This window comes from Paracidovorax konjaci, assembly GCF_900112675.1.
GTDB lineage: Bacteria > Pseudomonadota > Gammaproteobacteria > Burkholderiales > Burkholderiaceae_C > Paracidovorax > Paracidovorax konjaci.
On sequence record NZ_FOMQ01000001.1, the window covers coordinates 127,052 to 143,580 of the forward strand.

Sequence of the window (16,529 nt, forward strand, 5' to 3'; positions counted from 1 at the left end):
TTGTTTCAAATCGGAGGCTCCATGTTCAAAAAATTCCTGCTGCTCGGCAGCCTTTTCCTGGGTGGTGCCGCATTGGCCGCGGACGCGGACTTCACGCTGGTCAACCGCACGGGTTACGCGCTCAACGAAGTGTTCATCTCGCCGACGAAAATGGACAAGTGGGGCGTGGACCGCCTGGGCAGCAGCCAGCTGGTCAACGGCGCCTCCCGCAAGTTCAAGTTCGGCGATACCAAGCACTGCGTCCAGGACATCAAGGTGGTGTTCACGGACGATGGCTCGGAAGTCGAGTGGGAGGGCTTCAACCTCTGCGAACTCGACAAGATCACCCTGAAGTACAACCGCAAGACGCGCGAAGTGTCGGCAGAGACCGAATAAGAGCGGCTCGCGGAACCCCCGTGGCCTGGTGGCCGCGCCGGGTTCCGCCAGCCGCTCCGCAGGCGGTCTGCTGTTTTTTGCCCCGAGAGATTTATGAAAGCCACGCCTGTCCGCCTGCATACCGAAAATGCCGATTTCGAGGCCGCGTTCCGGGAGCGCCTGCACTGGTCCGCCGAAACCGATGCCGCCATCGAACAGCGCGTGGCCGACATCCTTGCCGACGTGCAGGCGCGCGGCGATGCGGCCGTGCTGGAGTACACGGAGCGTTTCGACGGCCTGCCCGCGGACTCCGTCGCGGCGCTGGAGCTTTCGCAGGCCGAGCTGAAGGCCGCCTTCGATGCCCTGCCGCCGGCGCAGCGCGAGGCGCTCGAAGCCGCTGCGCACCGGGTGCGCAGGTACCACGAGGCGCAGAAGAAGGCGAGCGGCGAGAGCTGGAGCTACCGCGACGAGGACGGCACGCTGCTCGGGCAGAAGGTAACGCCCCTCGACCGCGTGGGCATCTACGTGCCGGGCGGCAAGGCGGCCTACCCGTCGAGCGTGCTCATGAACGCCATTCCGGCGCATGTGGCCGGCGTGCAGGACATCGTCATGGTCGTGCCCACGCCGCGCGGCGAGAAGAACCCGCTCGTGCTGGCGGCGGCCTACGTGGCCGGCGTGAGCCGGGCCTTCACCCTCGGCGGCGCGCAGGCCGTGGCCGCGCTGGCCTACGGCACCGCCACGGTGCCGAAGGTGGACAAGATCACCGGGCCGGGCAATGCCTATGTGGCCAGCGCCAAGAAGCGCGTGTTCGGCACCGTGGGCATCGACATGATCGCCGGCCCGAGCGAGATCCTCGTGCTGGCCGACGGCACCACGCCGCCCGACTGGGTGGCCATGGACCTCTTCAGCCAGGCCGAGCACGACGAGCTGGCCCAGTCCATCCTGCTGTGCCCCGATGCGGCCTACCTCGACGCCGTGCAGCGCGAGATCGACCGGCTGCTGCCCACGATGCCGCGCGCGGAAATCATCGCCAGGAGCCTCAACGGCCGCGGCGCGCTGATCCTCACGCGGGACATGGAAGAAGCCTGCGCGATCAGCAACCGCATCGCGCCGGAACACCTGGAGGTCTCGAGCCGCGACCCGCACCGCTGGGAGCCGCTGCTGCGCCACGCGGGCGCGATCTTCCTGGGCGCCTACACCAGCGAAAGCCTGGGCGACTACTGCGCCGGCCCCAACCACGTGCTGCCCACCAGCGGCACGGCGCGCTTCTCGTCGCCGCTGGGCGTCTACGACTTCCAGAAGCGCAGCAGCCTCATCGAGGTGAGCGAGCAGGGCGCGCAGACGCTGGGCGCCATCGCCAGCGTGCTGGCGCACGGCGAGGGCCTGCAGGCGCATGCACGCGCGGCCGAGATGCGCCTGAAGGGCTGACGGCCGCTTCACGCGCCCTCATGCGGCGCCTGCCGCTTGAGCCGTTCAGGCGGCCAAGCCGCTCGCGGCGCCCGGCACCGGCGTGACAGCGCGACGCCCGCCGCGCTCCAGCACCCAGCGCAGGCGCAAGGGCTGCGGCCCATCGGCACCCGCGTAGAGGCGCGCGGGGCCTGCCAGCACGAGCCGCTGGCCCGCACCCAGGAACACATCGTCGCCGCAGCCGTGGCGGGTGATCCAGGCGCGGCCCGAGAGCACTTCGAGCACGGCGCACCGGCCGCGCGGGCAGGGCAGGGCGCGTACGGGCTCGCCGGCATGCAGGGTGAGGGTGGCGCACGCCTCGGTGGCAGGCACGGCGCGCGGCAGGCGCGAGGGGGCAGGGGCGGAAGTAAGTGTCATGGCACCCACTGTCCGCAAAAGCCCGCCCGCGCGACAGCCGCAGCACCGCGCCACCCGGGGCCGTACAGATGCACGCCCCGCGGCGTCTGTATTGCCTGCCTTGGCGGCCATCTGTAGCGATGCGCGAAGGCGAGGGCGATACAGAATGGCCGGGTGCTCGACATCGATTCCACGCCCCTGTACCTCCAGATCGCCGCCCAGATGGCGGAGCTGATCCGCAACGGCACCCTCGCGCGCGGTGCGCGCATGCCCTCGGTGCGGGAGCTGGCGCGCCAGCGCGGCGTGGCACAGAGCACGGTGGTGCAGGCCTACCACTGGCTGGAGGACGCGCGCCTCGTCTCGGCCCGGCCGCGCTCGGGCTACTTCGTCGCTCCGCGGCCCGTGGCGATGCCCGAGCCCTCCGTCTCCCGCGGGTTGCGCCGGCCGCGCGACGTGTCGGTGGACTGGCTCGGCCAGCGCATTCTCGGCACGCCGCACCCGGCCGACGTGGTCTCGTTCAGCAGCGGCACGCCGGGGCCCGACCTGCTCGACGTGGACCGCGTGCGCCGTGCCCTGGCGCGTTCCGTGCAGCGCCACCGCGAACTGCTGTGCGTGTACCCGTCGTCCGACGGGCACGAGGAGGCGCGCCGCGCCATCGCGCGCTACTGCGTGAGCCTGGGCTGCAGCCTCGACCCGGAGCGCATCCTGGTCACCGGCGGCTGCATGGACAGCATCAGCCTGTGCCTGCGGGCGGTGACACGGCCGGGCGACGTGGTCGCACTGGAATCGCCCACGCACTTCTCGTTCCTCGAAGTGCTGCAGGGCCTGCATTTGAAAGCCCTCGAGATCCCCACCCATCCGCGCCACGGCCTCTCCCTGGACGCGCTGCAGCTCGCGCTGGAGACCCAGTCCGTGAAGGCGCTGCTGGTGGTGCCCACGCTCAGCAATCCCCTGGGCTCCTGCATGCCGCAGGCCGAGCGCCGGCGCCTGGTGCAACTGGCGGCGCGGCATGGCCTGGCCGTGATCGAAGATGCGATCTACAACGACCTCGCCGAGCAGGAGGAGCACCGGCGTACCGTGAAGTCGCACGACACCGCGGGCCACGTGATGCTCTGCAATTCGTTCTCCAAGACCCTGGCGCCCGGGCTGCGCCTGGGCTGGGTGGAGGCGGGCCGCTGGACCGAGCCGCTGCGGCGCATCAAGGACCTGCAGGCCGGCGGGCAGTCGCCGGTGCTGGAGCTGGCGCTGGCCGACCTGATCCTGCAGGCCGGCCACGCCGCCGCCATGCGCCAGCTGCGCGCGGCGGTGGCGGCGCGCATGGACGAAGTCCGGCACGTCATCGCCCAGGCCTTTCCCGCGGGCACGCGCGTGAGCGACCCACCCGGCGGTCTGCTGTTGTGGCTGGAACTGCCGCGCGGGCTCGACACCCTGCAGCTCCACCAGTCGTGCCTGCGCGAACGCATCCTCGTGCCGCCCGGCACGGTTTTCGGCACCGGCGGGCGCTTCCGCAACTGCCTGCGGATCGGCGTGGGGGGCGACTGGACGCCCGCCCATGTCGCTGCGTTGCGCCGCGTGGGGGCGATTGCCTGCGCGATGGCGGCCTGTGTCGCGAAAGGCCCCGGCATGCCCGCCGGATCCGAGGTTTGAAAATCCCACGAAGTTCGTGATGCACGAAGTTCGTGGGGATTTTCGGCTACCATCACTGCCGTGAAAAACGTCACCATCACCATGGACGACGCCGTGGCCGAATGGGTCCGCGTCGAGGCCGCGAAGCGCGGCAGCAGCGTCTCGCGCCTGCTGGGCGAATGGCTGGCCGAGAAAATGCGCCAGGAAGACGCCTATGCCCAGGCCATGCGCGAGGCGCTGGGCTTCGAATCGTGGGGTGCGTCGTCGCAGCCCTACCTCGCACGCCCCGAACTGCTGGATCGCGAGGGCCCGCCCGCATGAGCGCCGATTCCGCACCGCTGTTCGTCGATACCGGCTTATTGCTCTCCAGCGTGGACGACCGCGACCCCGCGCGCCAGGCGCGCGCGCGGGAGTGGCTCGCGATGTGCTGGCAGACGCGCCGCGGCCGCATCAGTTCGCAGGTGCTCAACGAGCTGTACCACAACGCCGTGGCCTGCTTTCCCGGGCCGCAGACGCTGCACCTGGTGCGCGCGCAGGTGCGCCGCCTGCGCGTGTGGCAGCCCCCGCACCTGGATGCCTACACCGTCGATGGCGCCTGGGACCTGCAGGACCGCTACGGCCTGGGCTACTGGGACGCGCTCATCCTGGCCTCCGCGCACCAGCAGGGCTGCCGCCACGTGCTGGGTGACGTGCTGCCGCACGGCCGGCGCTACGACGCCGTGCTGGCCGTCAACCCGTTTCTCCTGGCTCCCCACGAACTGGAATCGCTCGCATGACCGACACCCTCGCTTCCGCGCTCGAACGCATCCGCCCCGACGTCCGCGCCATGCACGCCTACGCGGTGCAGCCTTCGACCGGCGTGCTCAAGATGGACGCGATGGAGAACCCGTTCCCGTTGCCGGACGCATTGCAGGAGGCGCTGGGCCGGCGGCTCGGCGGCCTGGCGCTCAACCGCTACCCCGGCGCACGCACGAACGACCTGCGCGACGCCATCGCCGCCCACATCAAAGCGCCGGACGGCAGCGCCCTGGTGCTGGGCAACGGCTCGGACGAACTCATCACGCTGCTGGCGCTGGCCTGCGCGCGCCCCGGCACGGGCGAGCGCGCCACCATGCTGGCGCCGCTGCCCGGCTTCGTGATGTACCCGATGAGTGCGCAGCTGCAGGGGCTGGATTTCGCCGGCGTGCCGCTCACGCCCGATTTCGAGCTGGACGAGCCCGCCATGCTCGCGGCCGTGGCCGCGCACCGGCCCGCCCTTACCTACCTGGCCTACCCCAACAACCCCACGGCCACCCTCTGGGACGAAGGCGCGGTGCAGCGCATCATCGACGCGGTGGGCGCGCAGGGCGGCATCGTCGTGATGGACGAGGCCTACCAGCCCTTCGCGAGCCGCACCTGGCTCGATCGCATGCGCGCCGAGCCCGCACGCAATGCGCACGTGCTGCTCATGCGCACGCTGAGCAAGTTCGGCCTGGCGGGCGTGCGCCTGGGCTACCTCGTGGGCCCGGCCGCGCTGGTGAACGAGATCGAGAAGGTGCGCCCACCCTACAACGTGAGCGTGCTCAACTGCGAGGCGGCGCTCTTCGCGCTGGAGCACGCGGAGGTGTTCGCCGCCCAGGCCGCCGAACTGCGCGCCGCGCGCACCCAGCTCGTGGCCGACCTGCGTGCGCTGCCCGGCGTCGTGCGCGTGTGGGACAGCGAGGCCAACATGGTGCTCTTGCGCGTGCCCGACGCGGCCCGCGCCTTCGAAGGCATGAAGGCCCGCAAGGTTCTCGTCAAGAACGTTTCTACAATGCATCCCTTGCTGGCCAACTGCCTGCGCCTCACGGTGGGCCGCACGGCCGACAACGCCCAGATGCTCGGCGCACTCCAGGCTTCCCTATGACCTCCTCCGCACTCGTTCCCTCCACCCCCCCCGAGGGGCCCGATGCCGACCGCATCGCCGAAGTCGCACGCAACACCGCGGAGACCCGCATCCGCGTGCGCGTGAACCTCGACGGCACGGGCGCGGCGCGCCTCGCCTCCGGCATCGGTTTCTTCGACCACATGCTCGACCAGATCGCGCGGCACGGCCTCATCGACCTGGACATCGAATGCGAGGGCGACCTGCACATCGACGGCCACCACACCGTGGAAGACGTCGGCATCACCCTCGGCCAGGCCTTCGCGCGCGCCGTGGGCGACAAGAAGGGCATCCGCCGCTACGGGCACGCCTACGTGCCGCTCGACGAGGCGCTGTCGCGCGTGGTGGTCGATTTCTCGGGCCGCCCGGGGCTGCACATGGACGTGAAGTTCACGGCCGGCAGCATCGGCCAGCTCGACACGCAACTGGTCTACGAGTTCTTCCAGGGCTTCGTCAACCACGCGGGCGCCACGCTGCACATCGACAACCTCAAGGGCTTCAACGCCCACCACCAGTGCGAGACGATCTTCAAGGCGTTCGCGCGCGCGCTGCGGGCCGCGCTGGAACGCGATCCGCGCGCGGCCGGCGTCATTCCGTCCACCAAGGGATCCCTGTAGAAATCCAAGCAAAAAAGGCTCCATGCCGGCGTCTTTATTGAATTTGTTGCTATGAATATTGAAGCAAAGACCGTCGCGGTGGTGGATTACGGCATGGGCAACCTGCGCTCGGTCTCCCAGGCCGTGCAGGCCGCTGCCGAGGGCAGCGGCTGGACCGTCGCCGTGACCTCCCGCCCCGAGGACGTGCGCGCCGCGCAGCGCATCGTGCTGCCCGGCCAGGGCGCCATGCCGGACTGCATGCGCGAGCTGCGCGAATCGGGCCTGCAGGAATCCGTGCTGGAAGCGGCGGCGTCCAAGCCGCTCTTCGGCGTGTGCGTGGGCATGCAGATGCTGCTGGACCACAGCGCCGAGGGCGACACCCGCGGCCTGGGCCTGATCCCGGGCGATGTGGTGCGCTTCGACCTGGCCGGCCGCCTGCAGCCCGACGGCAGCCGATACAAGGTGCCGCAGATGGGCTGGAACCGCGTGCGCCAGGTGCCGCATGCCGGCGCCGTGCATCCCGTGTGGGCCGGCGTGCCGGAAGAAAGCTACTTCTATTTCGTGCACAGTTTCCATGCCCTGCCGCGCGATGCCGCGCACACTGCAGGGGAAACCGATTACGGCGGGCGCTTTGCATCGGCCATCGCGCGCGATAATATTTTTGCGACGCAATTCCATCCTGAGAAAAGTTCCGGCCAGGGCCTCGCGCTGTACCGCAACTTCCTTCACTGGAACCCTTGATCCCCTTCACCCCCGGCGGCCGCGTCGCGCCCGCCACGGTATTCCTTCACCCTCTCGCTCCTCATCATGCTGCTCATCCCCGCCATCGACCTCAAGGACGGACACTGCGTGCGCCTCAAGCAAGGTGACATGGATCAATCCACCACCTTCGGCGAAGACCCCGCAGCCATGGCGCGCAAATGGGTGGATGCCGGCGCGCGCCGGCTGCACCTCGTGGACCTGAACGGCGCCTTCGCCGGCACGCCCAAGAACTACACCGCCATCAAGGCCATCCTGAAGGAAGTGGGCAGCGACCTGCCCGTGCAGCTCGGCGGCGGCATCCGCGACCTCGACACCATCGAAAAATACATCGACGGCGGCCTGCGCTACGTGATCATCGGCACGGCCGCCGTGAAGAACCCGGGCTTCCTCAAGGACGCCTGCAGCGCCTTCGGCGGCCACATCATCGTGGGCCTGGACGCGAAGGACGGCAAGGTCGCCACGGACGGCTGGAGCAAGCTCACCGGGCACGAGGTCGTCGATCTGGCCAAGAAGTTCGAGGACTGGGGCGTCGAGTCCATCATCTACACCGACATCGGCCGCGACGGCATGTTGTCGGGCATCAACATCGATGCCACGGTGAAGCTGGCGCAGGCCCTCACGATCCCCGTCATCGCCTCGGGCGGGCTGGCCGGCATGGCCGACATCGAGCAGCTCTGCGCGGTGGAGGGCGAGGGCGTCGAAGGCGTGATCTGCGGCCGGGCGATCTACTCGGGCGATCTCGATTTCGCGGCGGCGCAGAGCCGCGCGGACGCGCTGGGCGGCGCGGCCTGACACCGGGCTGGGCCTGCCGGAAGGTCCTGCAACGCCGCTGAGCGGGTTCCCAGGCCGGCTGCCACGCGCTTGGCGCAGAGGATGCGGGCAGAGGTCCTGTGCCTCCCTGCCCGTCGCCCCCCGTTCCCCGTTCCCCGTTTCCCTGTCTGTCGTTCAGCAGCCGGTCGGCGTGCGCCCCTGGTTCACAGCCGCCACGGTCTGCAGCAGGGCCGTCCAGTACGACGGCAGCGAGGACCACGGGTTGCCGATGTCGCGCACGGGGTCGTATTCGAGATCGGTCATGTACACCGGGCCGGCGTTGTAGAGCGCCGTCGCGGCGGACTGCACGGCCTTCTGCATGTCGGAGCAGGTGGCGGTGTTGTGCACCAGCGAACTCAGGCGGCTGTTGGCCACGTTGTAGAGCCAGGGCGTGGTGCGTGGGTCGTACGTAGCGTAGGTGCTGTTGCGGCCCTCGAAGGAGACGAGCACGTCGGCCACGTCCGCATAGCCGGCTGCGGGCACCATGCCGGGGTTGCCGATCACGCGCAGGCTGGTGTCCCTGGCCTTGATGTAGGCGTAGATCTCGCGGTAGAAGTCCAGGCGGGAGGTTTCCGACGCCATCTCGTCGAGGAAGATGCCGCTGACCGTGGCACGCCCGTAGGTGGCGAAGTAGGCGTCGATGTTGGCCTTGATCGAGGCGATCGAGCGCGATCCGGTGCCGTAGCCGGTGTAGACGTATCCCACCACCTTGCCGCCCGCGCCGGTGAACTGGTTGAGCGCGCTGACGTAACTGGCCTCCGCCGCGTCGAACTCTCCGTTGTCGGGGTTCAGGATGGCGGTGACCGATACGCCGGGATTGGCCGCCGCGCCGCTGGCCATGCGGGCCCATTCGGTGCCCGAGGACGGGTGGAAATACGCCGGCACCAGCACCTCCAGCGCGGCCGGGGCCGGGCGCAGGTAGATGACGCGGGTGGCCGTCGCCGTGGCGGTGGCCGACTGCGCGGTGACCGACACCGAGGCGCTCAGCTGCTGGCGGCCCGTGGCATTGCCCGTGAGCGTGACCGTCGCCACGCCGGCGCGCGTGGTGCCCGTGGCGGTGAAGGTGCCGGGCGAAGCCGCGAAGCTGACGGACGTGCCGTCCGCCGCGGCTGCGCCGTTCACGGTGACCTGGGCACTCACGGCCAGCGCAGCGCCCGCGTTGAATACGGCCTCGGCTTCCGGCCCGGTGAAGGAGACGGCGACGCTGGTGGTCGTCGGCGTGGTCGGGGTGGTGGGCGTGGAGCCGTCCGTGGTGCCGCCGCCCCCTCCGCCGCCGCATGCGGCAATCAGTGCGGCCAGGGACAGGCTGCACCAGCGGGCGATGTGTCGGGTTCGGGACATGGCAGGTTCCTCGGAGGAGGGGTTGTGTGGGAAAGCCGCGATTGTCTTCGCGCCGCCGCAGAGAAAGGCGCTTTCGCGCCCGCCGGCTCTGTAAAGTTTAGACACATTTGGCCCGCCCGGCATGGCGGAGGCTGCGGGGCGGCTCAGCAGGCGGGCAGGTCGGCGCCGCGGTTCACGGCGTCGACGGTGCCGAGGAAGCGCAGCCAGTAGCCCGGCAGGGTGTCCCAGGGGTCGCCCTCGCCGGTGTCGGGATTGAAGCTGTCGTCCGTCACGTAGAGAGAGCCCGTGTTGTAGCGCGCCGTGGCGGCGGTGCGCACGGCCTGCTGCATGGTGGCGCAGTCGGGCGCGTTGTGCAGCAGGGCGCTCTGCCGGGTGTTGGCCGTGCGGTAGAGCCAGCCGCCGCTGGCGCGCGGGTCGTAGCTGTCGAACTCCTTTGCGCGGTTCTCGAAGTTCACCAGGGTGTCGGCCGCGTCCAGGTAGGCGGCATTGGAGAGGGTGCCCGGGTTGCCCACCACGCGCAGGCTGGCGTCCTTGCCCTTGATGTAGCCGTACAGGTCGCGGTAGTAGGCCAGCCGCTTGGCCTCGGTGGACATCTCGTCGATGAAGATGCCGCTGATCAGCCCGCGGCCGTAGAGGCTCAGGTAGCTGTCGATGTTGCGTTTCACGGTGCTGGCCGAGCGCGACCCGTAGCGCGTGTAGACATAACCCAGGAGCTTGCCGCCTGACTGCACGAACGTGGTGGCGGCCGCGGTGAATTCGGGGTTCGCGCGGGTGAACACGCCATTGTTGGGGTTCAGGATGGCGGTGACCGCCACCGAAGGGTAGGCCCGCGTGCCGGCGCTCAGCGCACCCCAGGGCGAATCGCTGGAGGGGTAGAAATAGGCGGGCACCAGCACTTCGAGCGGTGCGGGCGCGGGCCGCGCATAGAGCGTGCGCGAGGCGCTGGCCGCCACGCCTGCCACCCCTTCGACCGAAACCGAGGCCGCGAGCGCCTGCGGCCCGGGCGTGGTGGCCATGAACGTGGCCGAGGCCGTGCCGCCGCCGACGGTGGCGGCCGTGGGTGCGAAGCTGCCCGAGCCGGCCGAGAACACGACCGCCGCCCCATCGGGAAGCGATGGCACCGCCACCGACACGGCAAGGGCGGTGCCGAGGTCGAATACGTCGCCCTCCGCCGGGGCCGTGAATGCCAAGGCCGGCGCGGCGGCGGCCTGGGCGTCTGCGGCGGCCTTGGCGGCAGGGCCTGCGTCTGCGGGGCCGGAGCCCCCGCCGCCGCAGCCGGCCAGCAGCCAGAGGGCGGAAAGGGCGCAGCACTGCAACGCGCGGCGCATCGATGGGTGAATCGTCTGGTCCATGGGCCCCTCCCCGGTAGTCGCTCTGGTGGGGCCATTGTGGCGCGGCGCCGGCTACTGCAGCATGAAAGTTTCGTATTCGAGCCGGTTCAATTGGCGCGACAACAGGTACATGCCGGTGCACAGCGTGAGCAGCGTGGCCACCGCGAATCCGTAGCCGTACAGCGCCGCACCCGTGTGCAGCGTGAAGCCCGTCAGCAGCACGTTGAGCACCACGAACTGCACGCACAGCAGCAGCACGATCCGGCGCTGGTCCAGGTAGAAGAACACGTTCAGGATGGCCATGAGGCCCACCTGCAGGCCGGCGCCGATCACCTGCACGTGCAGCAGCGGCAGATAGAGGCGGGAAATGCCCAGCCCGCTCAGGATGGTGGGCCCGGCGACGAACGTGATCAGCACGGCCAGGGTCTGGATCTTCGCGATCTCGCCCAGCCCCTGCTGGATCGAATAGACCATTTCATCGCGCATCGCCTCGATGTATTCGAGCGATCCGCCGCTGCGCACGGCGTCGTAGAACTTGTCGTAGTACTCGACGAAGTCGGTCTCGATGCGGACCAGGAACACCGCCATCCCGGGAATGATGGACAGGTAGGCCAGGAACACCGGCAGGTCGTAGATCAGCGAGGCGCGCAGCCCCCCGATGATGGGCTCCGACGTGGGCGGGAAGTACCAGAACATGAACTTGTCCACCCAGATGCCGAAGTTGTATAGGAACCCGATCGCCACCAGGGACGGGTAGAGCAGCTTCGCATCGGCGAAATCGAAGGCGATGATCCGGCCGCGCGGGTTGAACTCCCGCACCACCAGCAGCCACATGCCGGCCAGCAGCAGGTAATTGCCCAGCACGAACCCCGCGAGCAGGCCCTCCAGGCCCCAGGGGCGCATCAGCAGCGAGCTGACCACGATGACCCCGTACGAGATGCCGAAAAGCGCCACGATGGCCTTGTAGCGCTTCATGCCCGAGAGCAGCACCGTGAGCACCCACACATCGCACATGAGCGTGAAGCCCGCCAGCATCAGCATGCGGTAGACCAGCCCCAGTTGGGGCAGCAGGAAGAAGAGCGCCAGCGATCCGAGACCCGCCGCGACGACGGTGGTGACCAGCATCAGCCCGTGCAGGTTCGGCAGGATCGCGTCTTTGCGTTTCTCGAAGAGCCGGTCCGACACGAAGCGCGTGAACGCCAGCTGCACGAGGCCCGTGAGGATGAGGCTCCCGGCCACCATGTAGGTGACCGAGGTCTGGAACTGCGTGACCAGCACGCCCGGCACCACCACGCTCGCGCTGAAGATACCGATGAGCAGGATGCCCACGATCGAAAACACCCAGGGCCCCGAGCCGATCACGCCGGCGTAGGCGTAGGCCTGCACGAGGCCCACCAGGGTGTTCTTGCGCAGCATGCGCCGCAGCTCGAATCCAATGCCGGCCATCAGCGGGGGCCCTCCGTCTGCTGGAACGCGTGTTCGTACACGCGGCGGTAGCGGTCGAACATGAGCGTGTCGGTGTAATAGCGCTCCACGCGCGCCACGGCGGCGCGGCTGGCGTCCTGCCAGGCGGCCGCGTCGTTGATGAGCGAGAGCGAGGCGTCCGCGAGCTGCTGCGGGTCGGCGATGGGCACCACCTTGCCGGAGGCGCCGAGCGCGCGGTCTTCTTCGTCCAGCCCTTCGATGAGCTGTCGGCACGAGCCCACGTCGGTCGAGACGGCCGGCACGCCCGCTGCATAGCCTTCCAGCAGCACGAGCGGCAGGGCCTCGCTGATCGACGAGAGGATGATGAGGCCGATGCGCGGCATGAGGTCTTCCACTTTCTGGAAGCCGAGGAAGCGCACGTTGTTCTCCAGGCCCAGGCTGCGCACGAGGTTCTCGCATTCCTGCGCGTAGGCCGGGTCTTCCTCGGTGGGGCCGGCGATCCAACCCTCGGCATCGGGGCGCTGGTTCACCACGCGGCGCATCGCGCGGATGAAGGTCTTGATGTCCTTGATGGGCACCACCCGGCCGATCAGGCAGAGGATGGGCGGCACCTCGGCGGGCCGTTGCGCGCGCAGCGGCGCGAAGCGCGCGAGCTTGATGCCGTTGGGGATGTTGAAGGTGCGCTCGGCCGGCGCGCCATCGGCCACCTGCCGCAGCCGGTTGGCCTCGTAGAGCGCGATGATCGGGTCCGCGGCCGCATAGCAGTAGTAGCCCAGCCACTCGAAGAACTGGATCCACATCTGCCGGAAGTACGACAGCTCGGTGGGGTCGCGCTGGAAGATGTTGCGGTTGTCGCGGATCCACTCGCTCTTGAACAGGTCGATCTTGCGTTCCTTCGTGTAGATGCCGTGCTCCGAGAGGATGAGCGGCACGCTGCGCATCTGCTGCACCAGCCCGCCCAGGTAGCCGGCATAGCCGGTGGAGGCGCAGTGCACCATGCGCACGCGCAGCATGCTCTTGGCGACGCGCGCGAGCATCCAGAGCGGCTGGTACATGATGCGCACGGTCCAGAAGTAGTCCACGAACGACGGATCGGTGCAGTGCTCGCGGTAGCTCTGGCAGATGATCTCCCACGCCCGCTCGCTGTAGAGGAAATCCTCCAGCGGCAGGCGCCCGCCGGGCTGCATCTCCAGGCTGATCCGCTGGAAGGCCGCGATGGCCTCGGGGCTGCGGTTGCCGATGCGGAATGAATCGACCAGCGTGCGCACCATCTCGAGCGCCGCGCGGTCACCCTTGCGCCGCGCAGGCATCGACCGCACGCCGAGGTGGCCGTAGAGGTAGTGCTCCTCGAAATGCACCACGTTGGGCGGCAGCTCGTACTTGAAGCCCGAATAGTCCTCGCGCCGGCTGCCCAGGAAGATGATGGCGAAGCGGTATTCGGGGTAGGCGCGGATGACCTGGTTGATCCAGCTCGACACGCCGCCGCTCACGTAGGGGAACGTGCCTTCGAGCAGCAGAGCGATGTCGGCTTCCTGGGCCTGCGGACGGGCGTCGCTCATCGGGCGTTCCAGTAGTCGAGCACCGGGCGCAGGCGTGGCAGGGCACGCCATTGGCCCAGCTCCTGCAGCAGCGCGCGCGCCTGCTCGAAGTCCTTGCGCTCGAAGCACAGTTCGGCCTGGTAGGGCAGCACGCGCGTGGCCGGCAGGCCCAGCTGGCGTGCGCGGGCATAGGCTTCGCCGGCTTCGGCGATCTGGCCCTGGGCATGCAGCAGGCGGCCGCGGCGCAGGTTGAGCTGCGCGTTGCCGGGCTCGTGCCCCAGCACCCTCTCGCAGTAGCGCAGCGATTCATGGATGGCGTGGGTGCGCAGATCGCCTTGCACGAGTTCCTGGTAGACCAGCTCCCAGTAGAGGTCGGAGAGCCGGTGGGCGGACTCCAGCGTCCGGGGGCCGGGCGTGGTGCCTTCTTCGGCCTCGGCACGGCGCAGCGCATCCAGCTCGCTGTCGATGGTACGGTTGATGCGTTTTTCCAGCGTGTCGAGCATGCCGTAGGCCAGCAGCCGCAGGTCTTCGCTCGGGTCGCTCAGCACGCTGCGCAGCAGCGGCGACGCGATGCGGCCCGACACGTGCTGCAGCGCCACCATGGCGCGCATGCGGGTCTGCATGGGGGCCTGGGCGTTGCCCAGGAAGGACCGCAGGCCGGCCTGGCGGAAGCTGGCCTGCATGCGCTGGTGCAGGTCGAATTCCGGCAGCTGCAGCGACTCGAAATCGTCCTGCCCCGTGGGCGATCGGTAGAGGCGCAGCACCACCACGGCCACCCCCACGCCCACGAAGCCGACGATGGGAACGGCATAGCTGAAGGCGGCCATGAGCCCCAGGATCGGCAGGCGCGGACGGGCCTGCTCGCCCGACAGCAGCGGCAGCAGGCACAGCGACAGCATCGCGCAGGCCAGCAGGTGCGCGAGCAGGTAGCTGGCCAGCGCGGCATCCGAGCGCCCCTGCAGCAGCACGGGCCCGCTCCACGCGCTGATTTCGAGCAGCAGTGCCGAGATGCCGAACTTCAGGTTAAGCATGGGCGATCCTGTGCAGTTGCTCCAGCACCGCGAGCGGCGCGCCTTCGAGCGGCACCACGTGCGGGAAGATGCCGGATTCCGCCAGCGGCTGGCCGCTCTTTTGCTGCGACCAGTTCTCCAGCCGGTTGATGTAGCCCTCGGCCGTGGCGAGGTCGCCCAGCGGCATGAGCAGCGCCAGCACCTGGCGCTCGGCGCCGGCGATCAGCCAGCTTTCGTCGAGTTCGCGCTTCAGGCGCTCGATCTGCGCGGGCAGGCCGCGTTCGATCGCGCGCGGCAGGAATTCCAGCGCCACGACGATGCTCGGCACGCGGGTGGTGTCGCGCATATGCGAGAGGCGCTGCACTTCGAAGGCGAAGTCCGCCGGACAGTCGGCGATCCGCTCCACGATGGGGCGTGCCAGGGTCTGCATCGCCAGGCCGTCGGTGTAGTAGCCGAGCAGCAGGTTGATGGTCTGCAGGTTCTCGTCCTGCAGCGAGAAGAACGGCATGTCTTCGATGACCAGCAGGCCGTAGATCTCGCCGCCCAGGTCCAGCAGCGGCGCGACGGCGAGGTAGCGGGTCTGCTGCCGGTGTTCGAGCAACTGGCTGATGTGGCAGAGCTTGCGCGTCTCCAGCGCCTGCACCACCAGCGGGTCGCGCGTGTCGAGCAGTTCGGTGTTGCTGCCGATGCGCGCCACCGGTTCTGCCTGCACCTCGTCCTCGGTGGCGGCATGCAGCGCGGCCGACTCGAGCTGGCAGTACTGCGCCAGCAGGCGCAGCAGCGTCTGGGCGCCCTGGACGGGGTCGTGTTCCTGGCCGCCCACGCTCTGCAGCGTCGCGAGCGCGTCGCGCATCGACATGGGCCGGCCGATCAGTTCCTGCTCCAGCCGGTCGTGGGACAGGCGCAGCAGGTAGTACTGGCGGACCAGATGTTCGAGCCGCTGGTCCAGGTAGAGCTGCACGCTCTCGGCGCGCCGCGTGCGCGCCTGCCAGAGGCTGGAGAACTCGCCCACGAGCAGCACGAGGATCAGCCCTCCCAGGAAGAAGAGCTGCGGAAAGCGGTCGTAGTGCCCGAAGTTGATCAGCAGCCAGCCGGCCAGCAGCACGACGGCGCCGCCCAGCCCGGCCAGCGGGCCATACCGCAGCGCCACGATCACGGGCGCCAGCCATGCCCACGGGAAATCGCCTTCGCTCCACAGCGGATCCTGCGGGTGCAGCAGCACGCCGAGCGCGAGCGCGATGCCCGGCAGCAGCAGCGTCTCCAGCAGCATGATGGCCGGGCGCGTGTCGGTGGCTGCGAGCTTGCCGAGCAGATGCTCGGGCAGAGGACGCAGGCTTTTCTTGCCCGTGGCCTGGGGGGCGCCGGCCGGCGCCGCACCGACCGCGCGGCGGCGGGGGGAGGAGGACGAGGGGGAGGAAGTCTCCGGAGGCATGGCTGCGTCAGCGTGCACCGGACAGGCCGGAATCCAGCAGATTGCGGATCAGCTTCTGCGCCACGCCCGAGAGCGACTCGCGGCTCCAGCCGCTCTTGCCGCCCGCGCCGCTCCAGAGGGTGTCGCCGGTGGCGACATCGATGATCTGCAGGGTCACGCCCGCGGCGGGTTCGCCGTCCACGCCGACCTTGTAGCGCCATTCGTCCACCGCACCGGTCAGCGCGTACTTGGCCTGCTGCTCGCGTGCCCAGGCCAGCACCTCGTCCTGGCGCTTGGCATCGCCCGCGTCGAACAGGGCCTCCTGCTGCGTGCTCGTGGGGTAGCGCTGCACGCGGCCCACGCCGCGGGCCTGCAGCAGGGCCAGCGTGATGGCTTCCGCGCGGTTGCCGGCCAGCGGCGTTTCGGTGTGGTTGGCGAAGGGCAGCACCACCCAGGTGGCATTGCGCTCCAGCGGCGGCGGCGTGCCGCGGTCGATGGTGGAGCACGCCGCGAGCATCACCAGGATCAGGCCTCCGGCTGCGCAGGTGCGCAGGCGTTGCAGCAGGGTGCGTGGATGTTGCATGGGGGAGTCCTCTCTTCTTTGAAAAAACGGTTCGGT

17 protein-coding genes are annotated in these 16,529 nt (G+C 69.3%); 9 read left to right on the forward strand and 8 right to left on the reverse strand.

Features of this window, described 5'->3' with window-relative positions:
- The first annotated feature begins 21 nt into the window (after window positions 1-21).
- Complete coding sequence (locus BM144_RS00510) at window positions 22-375, forward strand: hypothetical protein (RefSeq protein ID WP_092948749.1); 354 nt, start codon at window positions 22-24, stop codon at window positions 373-375.
- Between the two features lie 93 nt (window positions 376-468).
- Window positions 469-1,782, forward strand: coding sequence for a histidinol dehydrogenase (gene hisD, locus BM144_RS00515; protein ID WP_092948751.1), 1,314 nt, complete (start codon window positions 469-471; stop codon window positions 1,780-1,782).
- A 45-nt stretch (window positions 1,783-1,827) separates the two neighbouring features.
- Here the strand turns inward: hisD and BM144_RS00520 are convergent, their stop codons facing one another.
- Window positions 1,828-2,178 (reverse strand): DUF2917 domain-containing protein, encoded by a 351-nt coding sequence (locus BM144_RS00520; protein ID WP_175525903.1) that lies wholly within the window; start codon window positions 2,176-2,178, stop codon window positions 1,828-1,830.
- Window positions 2,179-2,331: 153 nt separating this feature from the next.
- Between BM144_RS00520 and BM144_RS00525 the strand changes: the two genes are divergently transcribed.
- From BM144_RS00525 to hisA, 7 genes are all read left to right on the forward strand, one after another.
- Window positions 2,332-3,804 carry an aminotransferase-like domain-containing protein gene (locus BM144_RS00525; protein WP_092948755.1) on the forward strand — a complete coding sequence of 491 codons (1,473 nt, stop codon included), beginning with the start codon at window positions 2,332-2,334 and terminating at the stop codon, window positions 3,802-3,804.
- A gap of 60 nt (window positions 3,805-3,864) precedes the next feature.
- The gene (locus BM144_RS00530; RefSeq protein WP_092948757.1) at window positions 3,865-4,104 is read left to right on the forward strand and encodes a CopG family transcriptional regulator; all 240 of its coding nucleotides are present in this window, start codon (window positions 3,865-3,867) and stop codon (window positions 4,102-4,104) included.
- Window positions 4,101-4,559, forward strand: a complete 459-nt coding sequence (locus BM144_RS00535; protein WP_092948759.1) for a PIN domain-containing protein — start codon at window positions 4,101-4,103, stop codon at window positions 4,557-4,559. The genes BM144_RS00530 and BM144_RS00535 overlap by 4 nt, the downstream gene beginning before the upstream one ends.
- A complete protein-coding gene (locus tag BM144_RS00540; protein ID WP_092948761.1) occupies window positions 4,556-5,668 on the forward strand; it encodes a pyridoxal phosphate-dependent aminotransferase in 1,113 nt (370 codons plus the stop codon). The genes BM144_RS00535 and BM144_RS00540 overlap by 4 nt, the downstream gene beginning before the upstream one ends.
- Window positions 5,665-6,303, forward strand: a complete 639-nt coding sequence (hisB, locus tag BM144_RS00545; protein WP_092948763.1) for an imidazoleglycerol-phosphate dehydratase HisB — start codon at window positions 5,665-5,667, stop codon at window positions 6,301-6,303. The genes BM144_RS00540 and hisB overlap by 4 nt, the downstream gene beginning before the upstream one ends.
- Before the next feature lie 51 nt (window positions 6,304-6,354).
- Window positions 6,355-7,023, forward strand: coding sequence for an imidazole glycerol phosphate synthase subunit HisH (gene hisH, locus BM144_RS00550; protein ID WP_092948765.1), 669 nt, complete (start codon window positions 6,355-6,357; stop codon window positions 7,021-7,023).
- 66 nt (window positions 7,024-7,089) lie between these two features.
- The gene (hisA, locus tag BM144_RS00555; RefSeq protein ID WP_092948767.1) at window positions 7,090-7,836 is read left to right on the forward strand and encodes a 1-(5-phosphoribosyl)-5-[(5-phosphoribosylamino)methylideneamino]imidazole-4-carboxamide isomerase; all 747 of its coding nucleotides are present in this window, start codon (window positions 7,090-7,092) and stop codon (window positions 7,834-7,836) included.
- A gap of 153 nt (window positions 7,837-7,989) precedes the next feature.
- Here hisA and BM144_RS00560 read toward each other — a convergent pair whose 3' ends face one another.
- The 7 genes from BM144_RS00560 to BM144_RS00590 all read right to left on the reverse strand — a co-directional run bounded on the left by BM144_RS00560 (window position 7,990) and on the right by BM144_RS00590 (window position 16,493).
- Entirely contained in the window at window positions 7,990-9,195 is a 1,206-nt protein-coding gene (locus BM144_RS00560) for a spherulation-specific family 4 protein (RefSeq protein WP_092948769.1), read from the reverse strand.
- A 143-nt stretch (window positions 9,196-9,338) separates the two neighbouring features.
- Entirely contained in the window at window positions 9,339-10,547 is a 1,209-nt protein-coding gene (locus BM144_RS00565; protein WP_092948771.1) for a spherulation-specific family 4 protein, read from the reverse strand.
- 51 nt (window positions 10,548-10,598) lie between these two features.
- On the reverse strand, window positions 10,599-11,972 hold the full coding sequence (pelG, locus tag BM144_RS00570; RefSeq protein WP_092948773.1) for an exopolysaccharide Pel transporter PelG: 1,374 nt from the start codon (window positions 11,970-11,972) through the stop codon (window positions 10,599-10,601).
- Entirely contained in the window at window positions 11,972-13,510 is a 1,539-nt protein-coding gene (gene pelF / locus BM144_RS00575; RefSeq protein WP_092948775.1) for a GT4 family glycosyltransferase PelF, read from the reverse strand. Before pelF ends, pelG begins: the two co-directional genes overlap by 1 nt.
- A complete protein-coding gene (locus BM144_RS00580; protein WP_092948777.1) occupies window positions 13,507-14,520 on the reverse strand; it encodes a tetratricopeptide repeat protein in 1,014 nt (337 codons plus the stop codon). Before BM144_RS00580 ends, pelF begins: the two co-directional genes overlap by 4 nt.
- Complete coding sequence (locus BM144_RS00585; protein WP_092948779.1) at window positions 14,513-15,931, reverse strand: PelD GGDEF domain-containing protein; 1,419 nt, start codon at window positions 15,929-15,931, stop codon at window positions 14,513-14,515. Before BM144_RS00585 ends, BM144_RS00580 begins: the two co-directional genes overlap by 8 nt.
- 7 nt (window positions 15,932-15,938) lie before the next feature.
- Complete coding sequence (locus BM144_RS00590) at window positions 15,939-16,493, reverse strand: LpoB-related protein (RefSeq protein WP_092948781.1); 555 nt, start codon at window positions 16,491-16,493, stop codon at window positions 15,939-15,941.
- Window positions 16,494-16,529 lie beyond the last annotated feature (36 nt).